This is a genomic window from Streptomyces sp. JLSY215 (assembly GCF_059682825.1).
Map to the genome: position 1 here is coordinate 4,358,805 of NZ_CM185022.1, position 17,129 is coordinate 4,375,933.

Genomic DNA, 17,129 nt, shown 5'->3' on the forward strand with positions numbered 1-17,129 from the left:
CCCGGCAGGCGGGGCGCCTACCAGCCCTGCGGAGGCCCGGACTGCCCTTGCCGGCCGCCCTGTTGGGGATGCTTGGGCTGTGTGGGCTGCTCGGCCTGGTGGGGGAGCAGCCCGGCCGTCGCGGGCGTTCCTGCGGCGGCTGCGGCCCTGTTCCGGGCAATCAGCGTCCACGCGCCCAGTCCCAGCAGCAGTACGACACCCGTGCCGATGCCGGCGTAGGCCACCGTCCGCAGAGTGCCGCTCTTCTCCGCCTCCTGCTCGGTCTGGCCCTTCCTGGCCATCTCCTGCTCCTCGTCGGTGACCGTGAACTCGGGGGCGGGCCCGGAGTAGGCCGGTCCGGCCGTCGCACGGTCCCGTACGTCGACTCGCAGGGTGATGTCGGCACCCTTGGGGAAGTACCGCACGGCCTTGGAGTTCAGGGTCACTTCGAGGTAGTACCAGCCGGCGAACCTCATCGCCTTGACCGATTCGGTGGTCTTGAAGCGGTTGCCGTAGGCGACGGGGGCGGTGAACGTCTTGGCGGTGGTGCCTCTGGCGTCGTAGAAAGCGAAGTTGTCGTCGACGACGGCACCCCGCGCGGGGTTGAAGACACTCAGCCCGAGGGCGTCCGCGAGGAACCCGCCGCCGGCGGACGAGGTCGCGTTCGGCAGCTCCGCCCACAGGTTGAGCCGCTGGCCCCAGTCGACCGGCACCCGGTAGAAGCGGGTCTCGCCGGGCCTGATCCGGTCCGTCCACACGCCGGTGTAGACCGGGAGCGCGTCATTGAATCCGGTACCGCCACTGCCCCTGACCTTGCGCTTGGTGGGGTCGGTGCGCGGCGCGGGGGGCTTGGTGCTCCAGCTGCCGTCGTCCGGCGCGGCGGGCGTTCTGCCTTTCAGCGCGGGCTCGGTGACGTAGCTCAACTCGATGTCCCAGTCAGCGGGTCCGGACGTGGACGATCCCTCGCGGGTCACCACGACGTAGTACGGACCGGCCTCCTGGCATTCCGTCTTGTCCTCGCCGATGTCACGGCTGGCGTAGTCGCCGATGGGGTAGGCCGTTTCGCCGGCGTGGAAGGTCGGCGAAGTCTGCGAACTGCAGGTGTTGTGGTTGGTGTCCTGGACCCTGATGGTCAGCTTGTCCTTGTATTCCTCGACCTTGCTGCCGGGACTGGGCACGGCGACCGCCGAGAAGTAGGCGCTGGACTTGGCGTCGAGCGCGACGGTGTAGAACTTCTCTGTGCCGCGCTTGATCTTGTCGGTGTACCGTCCGGGCGTGAGGGTTGGGGCGTCCGTGGTGGTGGCGGCGCCGTTGACCGGGGTGGCGTCGCTCGCCGTCTTGTAGGTGGGCACGTTCTCCGCGGAGGCCACCCCCACCGCTCCCGGCAGGACCGCCACCATGCCCAGCGCCGCCAGCATGACCAGCCCCGTGTGCGTCCCACGCCCCGTCACCACGAGCCACCCCTCATCGCATCCGCGTCGCCGCCGCTGGGCCGCTGCTTCCGGCGGGCCCACAGGAAGGCGAACGCGAGTCCGGCCAGCAGCAGTACGCCGATACCGCCTGCGACGACCCCGACCACTCGGCCCGCCGGCCACCCTCCCCTGTCGTTCTGCGGGCCGTCCGCCGAAGCCCCGGAAGCACCCGTGTCGTCGCCCTTGACGACGCCGGCACCGGCCTCCGGACCGGACTTCTCCTTGCCCAGTACGGCGACCCGGAGCACCACGCCGATCCCCGGGTTCCGCGCGATCTCGGCGGCCTGGGCGCTGAGCGACACCGCGATGTAGAAGTTGCCCTTGTCGTGCACGGGCACGACGTTGGTACCGCTCTCGTAGCGGTTGGTCCAGGCGACGGGGACCGTCCCCATGCTGAGCGAGGCCGGCTGCCCGGTGTAGGCCACCTGTGTGTCGAACTCCCCCGTGCCACTGCCGACCGGTGCCCGCGCGGGCGTGTAGACCTGGGTGCCGCCGTAGGAGGTGACCGCGTTATGGCCCTCGACCCTGCGCTCATTGGCGAATTCCACGTCGTAGCGCAGCTGCTGGCCCCAGCCGACCGGCACCTTGTACCAGAGGGTCTGCGAGGGGAGGATCTTGTCCCGCCAGACGCCCTGGGTCAGAGCGCGGGCGTCGTTGAAGCCGGTGCCGCCGTTGACGGCCTCGGGGGTGCCGGTGGGCAGTAGGGCGTCCTTGCCGCCCGCTCCGTACTCCGGCTCCGACTGCGCGGGCGTGACGCCCTTATCCAGCGGATGTTCCACGTGAAACATCACCTCGAGCGGCCAGGGCGAGGCCTTCGAGCCCTTGGGAGCCTTGCGCTCGACGACGAACCAGTAACGGCCCGCCCTGTCACAGGGAGCGGTGCCCTTCTCCGAGGGAACACGGCTGATGCCTGAGGTGAGCGGCTTGGCGCTCTGCCGCTGTCCGAACAGTTCGGTGGTGGACCCGCAGGTGCTGCCGATGCCGTGGACGATCTCGGTGTGCAGGGAGTCGAGAAGCCCGACCGGCGCCCCGGGCCGCGGAACCACGGTCGCCGAGAAGTCCGCTGTGGAGGCCGCGTCCAGGTCGGTGACGTAGTAGCGCTTCTGGTTGGGCCCGATGCTGTCCAGGTACTTCCCCGGCGCAAGACCGGGCGCATTGGACTCGGTGGGCGTGCCCCGGACCTTGGTCCCGTCGAACCGGTAGCCGGCCGCGGAGAGTTGCCCGGCCCGCTGGAGCTGTCGCGCGAGCGCCTTGGCGTCGGGGGCGTCGAAGTACTGGCCGCCGCCGGCCTTCGCGACGCACTCCAGCTGCTGCCGGGCCTTGCCGGCGACCTCGAAGCCGATGGCGTCGATGTGCAGATCGACGCCGGAGGCGGCGAGTTGAGCGGCGACCTTGCAGGGCGGCGGCGCCTGGCAGTTGTCCTCGCCGTCGGAGATCAGCAGGATCGTGCGCCTGCCGATCGAGCCGTCGGAGGCCTTGGGAAGGTCCTGGGCGGCCTTTTCGAGGGACAGCCCGATGGGGGTGTCACCCTTGGGCCGCACCGCCGCCACGGCCCGCTTGAGACCCGCACGATCGAGCGGGGAGACGGGCTGGGCGAGGCGGGTGTCGTCGCAGCCCCTGGCCTTGTCGGCGCCGTAGACCCTGAGGCCGGTCGGGTAGCCGTCCGGCAGCGCGTCGACGACCGTGCCGACGGCCTTACCGGCGGCCGCGATCCGGGTGCTGCCGGAGCCGTCCTTCTCGGCCATGGAGCCGGAGGAGTCCAGCACCATCACCATGCCGGTGCCCTCGGCGGGCGGCGCGGCCGGTGGCGCCGCCGTGGCCGGCGTTGTCTGCAGCGGCGCGGCGGCAAGCGCCAGCAGCAGTCCGCCGAGCAACGCCACCGCCCCCCTGCGGCGTCGTCGTGCCATGTCCGTCGTCCCCCTTGCGTACCGCGTGTCACTTTCCGCACATCAACGCACCCGCACACCCGCACGTCAACGCATACCGCGATGCCACACACTTCAACTTTGCTACTGCAAGTTAGTAATGTGCTACCGCAAATTCAAGGGGCTCGCCGTCACAGCCCTGCAACAGCAGCGGCCCACCGCGACACACCCGCGCCCGGCATCATGCCACCGCTCCCGGACCACCCCCACGACGCACGAAACCCCGGCCGCCCTAAGGCAACCGGGGTTCGTACAAACTGCTGTGCGTTGGGGTCTCACACACCCGAACCTGCGGGCACGGAGTCGGTCGCCTCCGTCCACAGATCCTGCTCGGCGCGATCCGCCTGGATCTGGCGGTACACGAGGAGCCCGCCGATGGCGGCCAGTGCGACCAGGAGAAGCTTCTTCACCGCGCGACCTCGTCTTTCGTTGACGTAGGGGACCTATGTCGGCCGATGATACACACCGACCGATACCGTTCGGTTATCTAGGCCGAGCCCGGCTACAACCGGCGCCCTGACCTCGCAGGAGGCTCAACTTCCGTTTTCCGTACGGAGAATCGGGCGGCATCGAGAATTTCCCCCGCACGCCACAAACGCATCGGCCCGGCCGGAGAGATCTCCGGCCGGGCCGAGTGTGCAGTGCGGCTACCAGGACTTGAACCTGGGGCCTCTTCCTTATCAGGGAAGCGCTCTAACCGTCTGAGCTATAGCCGCTCGCTCGCTGCACCAGAAGATTAGCGCACTTCAGAGGCGTTCCCAAAATCGGTTCCCGAGGACCCTCGAAGGGCCCTCCACCAGGGGCACTACTCGTCCTCGGCGAGGGTGAGCTCCACCCCGCCCACCAAGCCCGCGGACAGGTTGTAGATGAACGCGCCCAGCGTGGCCAGCGCCGTCGCCAGCACGACATCGATCACCGCGATGACCGACGTGAACAGCAGCACCCGCGGCAGCGACAGGAAGGACTGCAGATCGAATCCGCCGCCGTCGCCCGAGCCGGTCGCCTCGCTGATGGTGCTGCCGACGGTGGAGAAGACGCCCATCGCGTTCATCACCATCCACAGCACCGAAACGGCCACCACCGTGCAGATACCCAGCGCGATGGACAGCAGGAAGCTGACCTTCATCACCGACCAGGGGTCGGCGCGCGCCACCCGCAGCCGGGCCTTGCGAGTACGCGGCACCGTGCCGGCACTCGTACGGGGCTTGCGCACGGCCTGGCCGCCTCCCGTGCCGCCGCCGGTGCGGTAGGCCTGGGGCGGCTGGTACGGCTGCCCCTGGCCGCCGTGGGGCTGCTGCTGCGGCGGCTGCGGTTGCTGCTGGGGTTGCGGCTGCGGCTGACGCGTATCGGTCACGGTTCCCCCCTGGTTGGAGCCCTCGTCTCGGGGGCCTTCGGACGCGGCAGAGCCACGGGCGCCGTCTTCCGTCACGGTCGCGGGTCCGGACGAGGAGCCCTTCTTGACTCCCGGTCCACCCGCTGCAGCGCCCGTGGCTCCACTCACGACCTACTCCTCGTGCTACTCCGCCGCGGGCTGCTCGCCCTCGGCCGCCGCCGGCTCGGTCCCTGCGGCCTCTTCGGTCTCCTCGGTCTCATCGACCCCGTCGACCTCTTCGGCCTCACGACCGGCCTCGGCGTTCCGTGCGATGCCGACAACGGCATCTCGCTTGCCCAGGTTGATCAGTTGGACGCCCATGGTGTCACGGCCGGTCTCCCTGACCTCGTTGACCCGCGTACGAATCACGCCACCACCCAGGGTGATCGCGAGGATCTCATCGGTCCCCTCGACCACCAGGGCGCCGACCAGCGAACCCCGGTCCTCCACGATCTTGGCGGCCTTGATGCCGAGACCACCGCGGCCCTGGACGCGGTACTCGTCCACCGCGGTGCGCTTGGCGTAGCCACCGTCCGTCGCAGTGAACACGAAGGTACCCTCACGCACCACATTCAACGAGAGCAGCTCGTCTCCCTCGCGGAAGCTCATGCCCTTGACGCCGGACGTGGCCCGGCCCATCGGCCGCAGCGCCTCGTCCGTCGCGGTGAACCGGATCGACTGCGCCTTCTTACTGATCAGCAGCAGATCGTCGGTGTCCGACACCAGCTCGGCGCCGATCAGCTCGTCATCGCTGCCGTCCTCCTGCTCGCGCAGGTTGATCGCGATCACACCGCCGGAGCGGGGCGAGTCGTAGTCCTTGAGCGGCGTCTTCTTCACCAGGCCGGCCTTGGTGGCGAGCACCAGATACGGCGCGGCCTCGTAGTCACGGATCGCCAGGATCTGCGCGATCTGCTCGTCCGGCTGGAAGGCCAGGAGGTTGGCCACGTGCTGGCCGCGGGCATCGCGCCCCGCGTCGGGCAGCTCGTAGGCCTTGGCGCGGTAGACCCGGCCCTTGTTCGTGAAGAACAGCAGCCAGTGGTGGGTGGTGGAGACGAAGAAGTGGTCGACGATGTCGTCTTCCTTGAGCTTCGTGCCCCGCACACCCTTGCCGCCGCGCTTCTGCGAGCGGTAGTCGTCGGTCTTGGTGCGCTTCACATAGCCGCCACGGGTGATCGTGACGACGATGTCCTCCTCGGCGATCAGGTCCTCGATGGACATGTCGCCCTCGAAGGGCACCAGCTTGGAGCGCCGGTCGTCGCCGAACTTCTCGACGATCGCGGCGAGTTCCTCGCTGATGATCTGGCGCTGGCGCTCCGGCGAGGCCAGGATCGCGTTGTACTCGCTGATCTTGCGCTGCAGCTCGTCGTGCTCGGCGGTGATCTTCTGGCGCTCCAGGGCGGCCAGCCGGCGCAGCTGCATCTCCAGGATCGCGTTCGCCTGGATCTCGTCGATGGTCAGCAGGCCCATCAGGCCCTCGCGCGCCACCTCGACCGTCTCGCTGCGCCGGATCAGCGCGATGACCTCGTCGATCGCGTCCAGGGCCTTGAGCAGACCGCGCAGGATGTGCGCCCGCTCCTCGGCCTTGCGCAGCCGGAACTTCGTCCGGCGGACGATGACCTCGATCTGGTGGTTGACCCAGTTACGGATGAACGCATCCAGCGACAGCGTGCGCGGCACCCCGTCGACCAGGGCGAGCATGTTCGCGCCGAAGTTGGTCTGGAGGTCGGTGTGCTTGTAGAGGTTGTTGAGGACGACCTTGGCGACCGCGTCCCGCTTGAGGACGATGACCAGCCGCTGGCCCGTCCGCGAGGACGTCTCGTCGCGGACGTCCGCGATGCCGCCGATCTTGCCGTCCTTGACCAGGTCGGCGATCTTCTGCGCGAGGTTGTCCGGGTTGACCTGGTAGGGCAGCTCGGTGACCACCAGGCACTGGCGGTTCTGGATCTCCTCGACGGCCACCACCGCGCGCATCGTGATGGAGCCGCGGCCGGTGCGGTACGCCTCCTCGATGCCCTTACGGCCCACCACCAGCGCGCCGGTGGGGAAGTCCGGGCCCTTGACCCGCTCGATCAGGGCGTCGAGCAGTTCCTCGTTGGAGGCCTCCGGGTGGGCCAGCGCCCACTGGGCACCGTCCGCCACCTCACGCAGGTTGTGCGGCGGGATGTTGGTGGCCATACCGACCGCGATACCGGCCGAGCCGTTGATCAGCAGATTCGGGAAGCGCGACGGCAGCACCGTCGGCTCCTGGTTACGGCCGTCGTAGTTGTCCTGGAAGTCGACGGTCTCCTCGTCGATGTCCCGGAGCATCTCCATCGACAGCTGCTTCATCTTGCACTCGGTGTACCGCATGGCCGCGGCCGGGTCGTTGCCCGGGGAACCGAAGTTGCCGTTGGAGTCCACCAGCGGCATCCGCATCGACCACGGCTGCGCCAGGCGCACGAGGGCGTCGTAGATGGAGGTGTCACCGTGCGGGTGGTACGTACCCATGACGTCGCCGACGACGCGGGCGCACTTGTAGAAGCCCTTCTCGGGGCGGTAGCCGCCGTCGTACATCGCGTACAGGACGCGGCGGTGGACGGGCTTGAGGCCGTCCCGTACGTCCGGCAGCGCACGCGAGACGATGACGGACATCGCGTAGTCGAGGTAGGAGCGCTGCATCTCCGTCTCGAGCCCGACGGGCTCGACGCGCATGCCTACGCCTTCGATGGCGGCGGGCGCGCCCTCGGGGGTCACACCGTCCGGCGTCACGGGGGGATTCTCGTCGGCCATTGCTGTTCAAAGTCCTTTCGAGCGGCGGCTGTTGTGAGGGCCGACCGGGCTCAGATGTCGAGGAAGCGGACGTCCTTGGCGTTGCGCTGGATGAAGGAGCGGCGTGCCTCGACGTCCTCACCCATCAGCACCGAGAACAGGTCGTCCGCGCGGGCCGCGTCGTCCAGCGAGACCTGGCCGAGGACACGGTGGTCGATGTCCATCGTGGTCACGCGCAGTTCCTCGGCGTTCATCTCGCCCAGACCCTTGAACCGCTGGACCGAGTCGTCCTTGATGCGCTTGCCGGCCTGCTTGCCGAGCTCGATCAGCGCGTCCCGCTCGGAGTCGGAGTACGCGTACTCGAAGTCGTCCCGGCCCCACTTGATCTTGTACAGCGGGGGGCGGGAGAGGTAGACGTGTCCGGCCTCGACCAGTGGCCGCATGAAGCGGAAGAGGAACGTGAGCAGCAGGGTGTTGATGTGCTGTCCGTCGACGTCGGCGTCCGCCATCAAGATGATCTTGTGGTAGCGGAGCTTCTCGATGTCGAAGTCCTCGTGGACGCCCGTGCCGAAGGCCGAGATCAGCGCCTGGACCTCGTTGTTCTGCAGGATCTTGTCGACCCGCGCCTTCTCGACGTTGAGGATCTTGCCGCGGATCGGGAGGATCGCCTGGTACTGCGGGTTACGGCCGGACTTGGCCGAGCCGCCGGCGGAGTCACCCTCGACGATGAAGATCTCGCACTTGGTCGGGTCGTTGGACTGGCAGTCGCTGAGCTTGCCCGGCAGCGACGCCGTCTCCAGCAGGCCCTTACGGCGGGTCAGATCGCGCGCCTTACGGGCGGCGACGCGGGCGGTGGCCGCCTGGATGCCCTTGCGGATGATGTCCGCGGCCTCGTTGGGGTTGCGGTCCAGCCAGTCCGTGAGGTGCTCGTGGACGACCTTCTGCACAAAGGTCTTGGCCTCGGTGTTGCCCAGCTTGGTCTTGGTCTGGCCCTCGAACTGCGGCTCACCGAGCTTGACCGAGATGATCGCGGTCAGACCCTCGCGGATGTCCTCACCCGTGAGGTTGTCGTCCTTCTCGCGCAGCAGCTTCTTGTCCCGCGCGTAGCGGTTGATCAGACCCGTCAGCGCCGCCCGGAAGCCCTCCTCGTGCGTGCCGCCCTCGTGGGTGTGGATGGTGTTCGCGAAGCTGTAGACGCCCTCGCTGTACTGGGTGTTCCACTGCATCGCGAGCTCGACCGAGAGCAGCCGCTCCTTGTCCTCGGCCTCCACGCTGATGACGGTCGGGTGCACCAGCTCGCCCTTGCGGGAGTTGAGGTACTTCACGAAGTCGACGATGCCGCCCTCGTAGTGGTACCGCACCGAGAGCGGGTTGCCCTCCTCGTCCACATGGGCCGGGCGCTCGTCCCGCAGCGCGATCGAGAGGCCCTTGTTGAGGAAGGCCATCTCCTGGAAGCGCCGGGAGAGCGTCTCGAAGCTGTACTCGGTGGTCTCGAAGATGTCGCCGTCGGCCCAGAACGTCACCGACGTACCGGATTCCTCGGTGGCCTCGTGCTTCGCGAGCGGCGCGGTCGGCACACCGAGCTTGTAGTCCTGGGTCCAGCGGTGGCCGTCCGTGCGGACCTCGACCGCCACCCGCTGCGACAGCGCGTTCACGACCGAGACACCCACGCCGTGCAGACCACCGGAGACCGCGTAGCCGCCGCCGCCGAACTTGCCGCCGGCGTGCAGCACCGTCATCACGACCTCGACGGCCGGCTTGTTCTCCGACGGCACGATGCCGACCGGGATACCGCGGCCGTTGTCGACGACGCGGACGCCGCCGTCGGCCAGGATCGTCACGTCGATGGTGTCGGCGTGGCCGGCCATCGCCTCGTCGACGGAGTTGTCGACGACTTCCTGCACGAGGTGGTGCAGGCCGCGCTCGCCGGTCGAGCCGATGTACATGCCGGGGCGCTTACGGACCGCGTCCAGGCCTTCGAGGACGGTGATGGCGCTGGCGTCGTACGACTTCTCCACCGAGGAGTCGCCCAGGGCGTCGGCCGGAACCCCCTCTTCAGTAGAAGCCGTGTTGTTCTCGTTGAGGTCGCCGGAGTCGGCCACGAAGCGCCCTTTCTGGCACAGCACAAGCCCTTCCGCGCCTGCGGGGCAACCCCAGAAAAGACAGGCGAGAACGGCTGCGTCGTTCGACATGTTCCGCGAGTGGGCGGGATTGCCACCAGTCTACCGGTAGCGCTGACACTCATGGGGGTTTGCAGGCACCTGAGTCGTCATGTGCCGCCCTGAACTGACGTCCGCCGACTCCCCATATTCGAGAAGGGGCCTCAGGACGCTCACACGGGCACTCAGCGCTTCCGGCTGTCAACCGCCGGCTACCGTGAGCGGAGTCTCACCCGCCTCATGTGTTTACAGGGCTCATGGAGCCGCGGACTGTTTCACGTGAAACGGTCCGTAAGCGGGGCAGGGCGGCTGTTTCACGTGAAACATCGCTTCCTGTGAAACACCGCCATCCGTCCATGGCCGGACCAAGGGCCTGACTCGTCACACAGGGCCTAGCCGTAGGTGTCCCCGGGCCCCTTGCTGCCGGGCGCCCGCAGCGACCCGTAGCGCCGCGCGGGGCCTCCGGGCCCCAGCACCTTGATCAGCTTGACCGTGCCCTGGCCCAGGTCCTGGTTGAGGCGCGCCACCAGCTGCGGCGCCAGCAGCCGCAGCTGCGTCGCCCATGCCGTCGAATCGCACTGCACCGTCAGCACACGGGCGTCCTCGTCGTACCGCTGTGGCTCGCAGTGCTGCGCCACCTCGGGCCCGACCAGCTGCGGCCAGCGCCCCATGACCCCGCCGACCGCCGCCGGGGTCTCCCAGCCGCGCTCGGTGATCAGCCGGTTGATCGCCGCACCCAGCGGCAACGGATCGCGGCCGTCCGCCCGTGCCCCCGAACGCAGCCCGCCACGCTTGGCCTGCTTCTTCTGCTGCAGGGCCGCGCCTCGTGCACGTGCCTGTTCCTTGGCGGCGACCAGGGCCTGCCGGGCCAGATCCACACCGGACAGCTCCGGGGGCTTCGGCCGGTCGGGCTGTTCCTCGCTCACGAGGTCACCTTCTCCACGGTGCCGCCGGACACCGCATAGCGCGCCCCGGCCAGCATCCCCGGCACATCGTCGTCGACCGCGGCGGTCACCAGCACCTGTTCGCCCGGAGCCACCAGCTCGGCCAGCCGCTCCCGCCGCCGCGCATCCAGCTCAGCGAAGACGTCGTCGAGGACCAGCACAGGCTCATTGCCCTCGGCCCGCAGCAGGTCGTACGAGGCCAGCCGCAGCGCCAGCGCATACGACCAGGACTCGCCGTGGCTCGCATAGCCCTTCGCCGGGAGCTGCCCCAGCTTCAGCACCAGATCGTCTCGGTGCGGGCCGACCAGCGTCACCCCGCGCTCGATCTCTCCCTTACGGGCCTCGCCCAGCGCCGCCAGCAGCACCTCGTACAGCTCTTCACGCGTGGTGGCGGCGGCCATCGCCTCGCCGGCCGAGCCGCGGTACTCCAGCGCCAGCGGCCCACCACCGGGCGCCAGCTGCTCATACGCCTTGTCGGCCAGCGGCTGCAGCGCGCCGATGAGATCCAGCCGCTGCGCCAGCAGCTCGGCCCCCGCGCGTGCCAGATGCTGGTCCCACACGTCCAGCGTCGACAGGTCCATCTGCCGCCCGCCGTGCCGGCGCGCCAGCGCGGCCGTCTTCAGCAGGGTGTTGCGCTGCTTGAGCACACGGTCGTAGTCGGAGCGCACCCCCGCCATCCGCGGCGAGCGCGCCGTGATCAGCTCGTCCAGGAAGCGCCGCCGTTCCCCGGGGTCCCCCTTGACCAGCGCCAGGTCCTCAGGCGCGAACAGCACCGTCCGTATGATCCCCAGCACATCCCGCGGCCTGACCTGCGAGGACCGGTTGATCCTGGCGCGATTCGCCTTGCCCGGATTGAGCTCCAGCTCCACCAGCTGCTGCCGCTCGCCCTGGACGACCGCGGCCCGGACGATCGCGCGCTCGGCGCCCATCCGTACCAGCGGGGCATCCGAGGAGACACGGTGGCTGCCCAGGGTCGCCAGATACCCGACGGCCTCGACCAGATTGGTCTTGCCCTGCCCGTTGGGGCCCACAAAAGCCGTGACGCCCGGGTCGAGCGGGACCTCGACCCGGGCGTACGAGCGGAAGTCAGCCAGTGAGAGATGCGTGACGTGCATAGCTTGGTGCGCCGACCTCCCCCGGCTGATTGCTCCGTGCTGTTGCTGAGAGTTACTTCGTGTTCTCGACCGCGTGGCCGCCGAACTGGTTGCGCAGCGCGGCGATCATCTTCATCTGCGGGGAATCGTCCTGGCGGGACGAGAAGCGCGCGAAGAGCGAGGCCGTGATGGCGGGCAGCGGCACGGCGTTGTCGATCGCCGCCTCGACCGTCCAGCGGCCCTCACCGGAGTCGGCGGCGACGCCGCGCAGCTTCTCCAGGTGCTCGTCGTCGTCGAGGGCGTTGACGGCCAGGTCCAGCAGCCAGGAACGGATGACCGTGCCTTCCTGCCAGGAGCGGAAGACCTCGCGCACGTCCGTGACGGAGTCGACCTTCTCCAGCAGCTCCCAGCCCTCGGCGTAGGCCTGCATCATCGCGTACTCGATGCCGTTGTGGACCATCTTCGCGAAGTGACCGGCGCCGACCTTGCCGGCGTGCACCGAACCGAACTCGCCCTCGGGCTTGAGGGCGTCGAAGATCGGCTGCACCTTGGCGACATCGTCCTTGTCGCCGCCGTACATCAGCGCGTAGCCGTTCTCCAGGCCCCACACGCCGCCGGAGACGCCGCAGTCGACGAAGCCGATGCCCTTGGCCTTGAGCTCCCCGGCGTGCTTCTCGTCGTCGGTCCAGCGGGAGTTGCCGCCGTCCACGACGATGTCGCCGGGCGAGAGCAGCTCGGCCAGCTCGTCGATCGTCGACTGGGTGGCGGCACCGGCCGGCACCATGACCCAGACGACCCGCGGACCCTTGAGCTGGTTCACCAGCTCCTTGAGGCTGTTGACATCAGCCAGGTCCGGGTTGCGGTCGTATCCGACGACGGTGTGGCCGGCGCGGCGGATGCGCTCGCGCATATTGCCGCCCATCTTGCCGAGACCGACGAGACCGAGCTCCATCAGAGACCCTCTTTGCACGTAGTCGTTGCTGTTGTACCCGGGTCCGAGCCTACGCCCGCGACCTCGTGCACAGCTGTGGGCTCAGCCGCTCATCGGGGGGCCTGCCGGCCAGTCGCCGCAAGGGCTCCGATGAGCGGCCGGACGCTCGGTCCGCGGCCCGCAGCGGCTCCGCCACGGGCCGCGTTCCCAGCCGTCAGCCGCTCAGCCGGACCGGCATGATCAGGTACTTGTACGCGTCGTCCGCCTCGGCGTCCTTGGCGGGTCGGCCGCTGAGCAGCGCGGGCTTGGTGGACGTCGTGAACGACAGCTGCGCCACCGGGGAGTCGATGGCCGACAGCCCCTCCAGGAGGAAGCCCGGGTTGAAGGCGATCGAGATGTCGTCGCCGTCCAGATCGGCGTCCACCCTTTCCACAGCCTGTGCATCGTCGCTGGAGCCGGCCTCCAGGATCAGCACACCCTGCTCGAAGCTCAGCCGCACCGGGGTGTTCCGCTCGGCCACCAGCGCCACACGCTTGACGGCCTCTACGAACGGGGCGGTCTCGATCACGGCGACGGAGTTGAACTCCGTCGGGAAGAGCGTGCGGTACTTCGGCAGATCGCCTTCCAGCAGCCGCGTGGTCGTACGGCGCCCGGCGCCCTCGAAGCCGATCAGCCCCTCGCCCGCGCCCGAGCCGGACAGCGCCAGCGTGACGGTGTCACCGCTGCTCAGCGACTTGGCGGTGTCCAGCAGCGTCTTGGCGGGGACCAGGGCGACGGCGGAGGCGTCGGGGCTCTCCGGCTTCCACAGGAACTCGCGGACCGCGAAGCGGTAGCGGTCTGTGGAGGCCAGGGTGACGGTGTCGCCCTCGATCTCGATCCGTACGCCGGTGAGCACCGGGAGCGTGTCATCGCGGCCGGCGGCGATGGCCACCTGGGCGGCGGCCGCGGCGAAGACCTCACCGGGGACGGTGCCGGTGGCGGTGGGCATCGTCGGGAGCGACGGGTACTCCTCCACAGGCAGGGTGTGGAGGGTGAAGCGGGAAGAGCCGCAGACCACGGTCGCCCGTACACCGTCGGTGGAAATCTCCACCGGGCGGTTGGGGAGTGCGCGGCAGATGTCGGCGAGCAGCCGGCCGGAGACGAGGACCGTGCCCTCCTCCTCGACCTCGGCTTCCACCGAAACGCGCGCGGACACCTCGTAGTCGAAGCCGGAGAGGCTCAGTGCGCCTTCCTCCGCCTTCAGCAGCAGGCCCGCGAGGACGGGCACCGGCGGACGGGCCGGGAGGCTCTTGGCCGCCCAGGCCACTGCCTCCGCGAGTACATCGCGCTCCACCCGGATCTTCACCGGAAACCGCCTCCTGCTGTTGCTGGCTTGCGCCCTGCTGGCCTTCTTCGTCGGCTGGGTTGCCGGAGACCAGTCTGACGCACGCCGCCGACAGTCGGTGCGGCTCGGGGTCAAGTCGACTCGGCCCGGTCCGGGCGCTCGGCGGCCAACTTGTGCACAGCCCCCGCTTTCAAGCGAAGTCCCCGGTAGATATCCGTGGTCGTAGTAGTAGGGCCTGTGGAAACCGTGGACAACTGTCTTTGCGCAGGTCAACGCGGCATTTTTGTCCACTGGCCCTGTGGGCGGCAGCCGTGGATAAGCGGGCGGATCTGTGGACCGCCGAAAGTTCTGCACACCCGATGCACAGGGGAGGGGTAGTTCTCCCCAGTGCCATCCCCAGCTTTACCCCGGTTCCCCACAGCCCAACCAACCAACTTGATGTGACGGCTTTCACTCGGCGCGGTGAGGACGGGTGTCGGGTTGCCGAACAGTGGACAGGGGTGTGGAGAAGCCGACGATCACTGGGGACAACGCGGCCTCTCCTGTGGGCAGCCGGTGGACAAGCCGACGCCGCCCTTGTGGATGAAATCTTCATCCACACCCTGTGGATTGCGGTTGGCCACAAATCCACATGCTGCTGACCTCCCTCGATGCCCCCTTCGGACGGCGCGCTGTGGATTCCCCAGGGATAACTCTGCTCTCCCCAGGGTGTGGATGGAAGATTCTTGCCCAATCTGTGGAGAGAGGCCGTGACCTGGTCCGGAATCGAACAGGCTCGGCGCGCTCCACAGGTTTGGGATGACGGCGAAGCGTGCAAGGACGGCGTCCCGGAGCGGTTTTCCGGGGGCTCAGAGGCGGTTCACCGTCGTCCACGGGCGTTCGTCACGCGTCCCCGTACGACGAAGGGCGCCCCGGGAGGATGTCTCCGGAGCGCCCTGAGCGCGCCTGCGGCGACCGGCCGTGGCCGGCGTCAGCCGTTCTTGATGCGGTTGGTCAGCTCGGTGACCTGGTTGTAGATGGAACGCCGCTCGGCCATCAGCGCGCGGATCTTGCGGTCGGCGTGCATCACGGTCGTATGGTCCCGGCCGCCGAATTGCGCGCCGATCTTCGGCAGCGAGAGATCGGTCAGCTCGCGGCACAGATACATGGCGATCTGGCGGGCGGTGACGAGCACCCTGCTGCGTGAGGAGCCGCACAGATCGTCGATGGTCAGCCCGAAGTAGTCCGCGGTCGACGCCATGATCGCGGTCGCCGTGATCTCCGGTGCCGCGTCCTCGCCACCGGGGATCAGGTCCTTGAGCACGATCTCGGTCAGCCCCAGGTCCACCGGCTGCCGGTTGAGTGAGGCGAACGCGGTGACCCGGATGAGCGCGCCCTCCAGCTCGCGGATGTTGCGCGAGATGCGGGACGCGATGAACTCCAGCACCTCCGGGGGCGCGTTCAGCTGCTCCTGCACCGCCTTCTTGCGCAGGATCGCGATCCGGGTCTCCAGCTCGGGCGGCTGGACGTCGGTGATCAGACCCCACTCGAAGCGGTTGCGCAGCCGGTCCTCCAGGGTGACCAGCTGCTTGGGCGGCCGGTCCGAGGACAGCACGATCTGCTTGTTGGCGTTGTGCAGCGTGTTGAAGGTGTGGAAGAACTCCTCCTGCGTCGACTCCTTGCTCGCCAGGAACTGGATGTCGTCGACGAGCAGGATGTCCATGTCCCGGTAGCGCTTGCGGAACGCGTCCGCCTTGCCGTCGCGGATGGAGTTGATGAACTCGTTGGTGAACTCCTCCGAGCTCACATACCGCACCCGGGTGCCCGGATACAGGCTCCGCGCGTAGTGCCCGATGGCGTGCAGCAGGTGGGTCTTGCCCAGGCCCGATTCCCCGTAGATGAACAGCGGGTTGTACGCCTTGGCGGGCGCCTCGGCGACGGCGACCGCGGCGGCGTGTGCGAAGCGGTTCGAGGCGCCGATGACGAAGGTGTCGAAGAGGTACTTCGGGTTCAGCCGCGCGGTCGGCTCACCGGGGCCGGTCGCCGGCGCGGGCTGGGCGGCGAGCGGGCTGGGCGCACCGCTGGGCGCGGGGAGCGCGGGGCCGCCGGACCGGCCGGGCGGCTGGTGCTCGGACAGGTCGCGGCGCGGCGAACGGTAGTCGTTCTGCTGCTGTCCGTGGGACTGCGGCCGGGAGCCGTACGGCTCGCGCCACTGCTCCGGGGACGGGTCGCGGTCGGGGAAACCGCCGAGGTGCTGCTGCTGCCAGCCGTAGTCGTCGCGCGGGCCGGGGCCGCCGGCCATATTGGCGGGGTGCTGCGGCCAGGATCCCGGCTCGTGGCGGGACTGCTGGTAGTCGGGATAGGCGGGCCGGACGGTGGGCAGGTCGTCGCCCTGGTGGCCGTAGCCCTGGCGGCTGTCGTGCCGACTGTCGTGCCGGTTGTCGTAGCCGTCGTATGCGTCGTGCTGCGGCTGCTGGTGTTGCGGGTGCTGCTGCAGGTGCTGTTGCTGCTGCGGTGCGGGGGGCGAGGGGGGCGCGGACTGCGCCGGCGGCTCCTCGGAGGAGTCGTCCACGGTGATCGCGATCCGGATCGGCCGCCCGCATTCGTGACTGAGGGCCTCCCCGATCAGCGGCGCGAGCCGTCCTTCGAGCACACCCTTGGCGAATTCATTGGGGACGGCGAGCAGTGCGGTATCGGCGACCAGCGCCAGCGGCTGGGTGCGCTTGAGCCAGTCCTGGTCCTTGGGCTTGAGGCCATCGGCCTCGGCACGCAGGAGGTGGTCGAGTACGCGCGGCCACACTGCGGCAAGATCAGCAGGGACTTCAGCCACAAGGCACGCTCTCTCACAGTCCCACGAATGTGTGATTCTCAGGACGGGCGGGAAGGAATCGGAGTTCAGCAACGGTAGTCAGGCCGGGCCTGCGGATTCAAGTTGTTGTCCACAGGCTGTGCATAGTGTGTCCTGACAAGAGGTCGTGTGGGGCGGACCGGAGCCGGTTTGACCGGATGGCGTAGCCGCGCGTACCGTGACCAGGTCGAGTTGTCGATGGCTGCTGCCGCCTGCCTCCGATGGGCAAAGATCGCGCTCTGGTGATCGTGAAGCGGTGCACTTAGGCGTTGCGAGTTACTCGTGGGCGCACGGTGACAGCCAACGACGCCCCACATCTGTCTCAACCTTGAGACAACAAGCATTCCTGGAGCC

At 68.7% G+C, this 17,129-nt stretch carries 11 protein-coding genes and 1 tRNA gene; all 12 read right to left on the reverse strand.

What is annotated here, in order from left to right; genetic code table 11:
* Window positions 1-17: 17 nt before the first annotated feature.
* The 12 genes from AC5677_RS19470 to dnaA all read right to left on the reverse strand — a co-directional run bounded on the left by AC5677_RS19470 (window position 18) and on the right by dnaA (window position 16,757).
* Entirely contained in the window at window positions 18-1,433 is a 1,416-nt protein-coding gene (locus AC5677_RS19470; RefSeq protein WP_497196287.1) for a hypothetical protein, read from the reverse strand.
* Window positions 1,427-3,358 carry a vWA domain-containing protein gene (locus AC5677_RS19475; RefSeq protein ID WP_497196288.1) on the reverse strand — a complete coding sequence of 644 codons (1,932 nt, stop codon included), beginning with the start codon at window positions 3,356-3,358 and terminating at the stop codon, window positions 1,427-1,429. Before AC5677_RS19475 ends, AC5677_RS19470 begins: the two co-directional genes overlap by 7 nt.
* Window positions 3,359-3,651: 293 nt before the next feature.
* A complete protein-coding gene (locus AC5677_RS19480) occupies window positions 3,652-3,786 on the reverse strand; it encodes a DLW-39 family protein (protein ID WP_003958712.1) in 135 nt (44 codons plus the stop codon).
* A gap of 232 nt (window positions 3,787-4,018) precedes the next feature.
* Window positions 4,019-4,092 (reverse strand) — tRNA-Ile (locus AC5677_RS19485).
* 89 nt (window positions 4,093-4,181) lie between these two features.
* Window positions 4,182-4,877 carry a DUF3566 domain-containing protein gene (locus tag AC5677_RS19490; RefSeq protein ID WP_497196289.1) on the reverse strand — a complete coding sequence of 232 codons (696 nt, stop codon included), beginning with the start codon at window positions 4,875-4,877 and terminating at the stop codon, window positions 4,182-4,184.
* 15 nt (window positions 4,878-4,892) lie between these two features.
* Entirely contained in the window at window positions 4,893-7,517 is a 2,625-nt protein-coding gene (gyrA, locus tag AC5677_RS19495; protein ID WP_497196290.1) for a DNA gyrase subunit A, read from the reverse strand.
* A 50-nt stretch (window positions 7,518-7,567) separates the two neighbouring features.
* On the reverse strand, window positions 7,568-9,622 hold the full coding sequence (gyrB, locus tag AC5677_RS19500) for a DNA topoisomerase (ATP-hydrolyzing) subunit B (RefSeq protein ID WP_497196291.1): 2,055 nt from the start codon (window positions 9,620-9,622) through the stop codon (window positions 7,568-7,570).
* Between the two features lie 425 nt (window positions 9,623-10,047).
* Complete coding sequence (locus AC5677_RS19505) at window positions 10,048-10,581, reverse strand: DciA family protein (RefSeq protein ID WP_497196292.1); 534 nt, start codon at window positions 10,579-10,581, stop codon at window positions 10,048-10,050.
* Window positions 10,578-11,714: a DNA replication/repair protein RecF gene (gene recF / locus AC5677_RS19510; protein WP_497196293.1), complete on the reverse strand. Its 1,137-nt coding sequence runs from the start codon at window positions 11,712-11,714 to the stop codon at window positions 10,578-10,580. Before recF ends, AC5677_RS19505 begins: the two co-directional genes overlap by 4 nt.
* A gap of 52 nt (window positions 11,715-11,766) precedes the next feature.
* The gene (gnd, locus tag AC5677_RS19515; RefSeq protein ID WP_497196294.1) at window positions 11,767-12,645 is read right to left on the reverse strand and encodes a phosphogluconate dehydrogenase (NAD(+)-dependent, decarboxylating); all 879 of its coding nucleotides are present in this window, start codon (window positions 12,643-12,645) and stop codon (window positions 11,767-11,769) included.
* A 193-nt stretch (window positions 12,646-12,838) separates the two neighbouring features.
* Window positions 12,839-13,969, reverse strand: a complete 1,131-nt coding sequence (gene dnaN, locus AC5677_RS19520) for a DNA polymerase III subunit beta (protein ID WP_497196295.1) — start codon at window positions 13,967-13,969, stop codon at window positions 12,839-12,841.
* 949 nt (window positions 13,970-14,918) lie between these two features.
* Window positions 14,919-16,757 carry a chromosomal replication initiator protein DnaA gene (dnaA, locus tag AC5677_RS19525; protein WP_497196296.1) on the reverse strand — a complete coding sequence of 613 codons (1,839 nt, stop codon included), beginning with the start codon at window positions 16,755-16,757 and terminating at the stop codon, window positions 14,919-14,921.
* Between the last annotated feature and the right edge of the window lie 372 nt (window positions 16,758-17,129).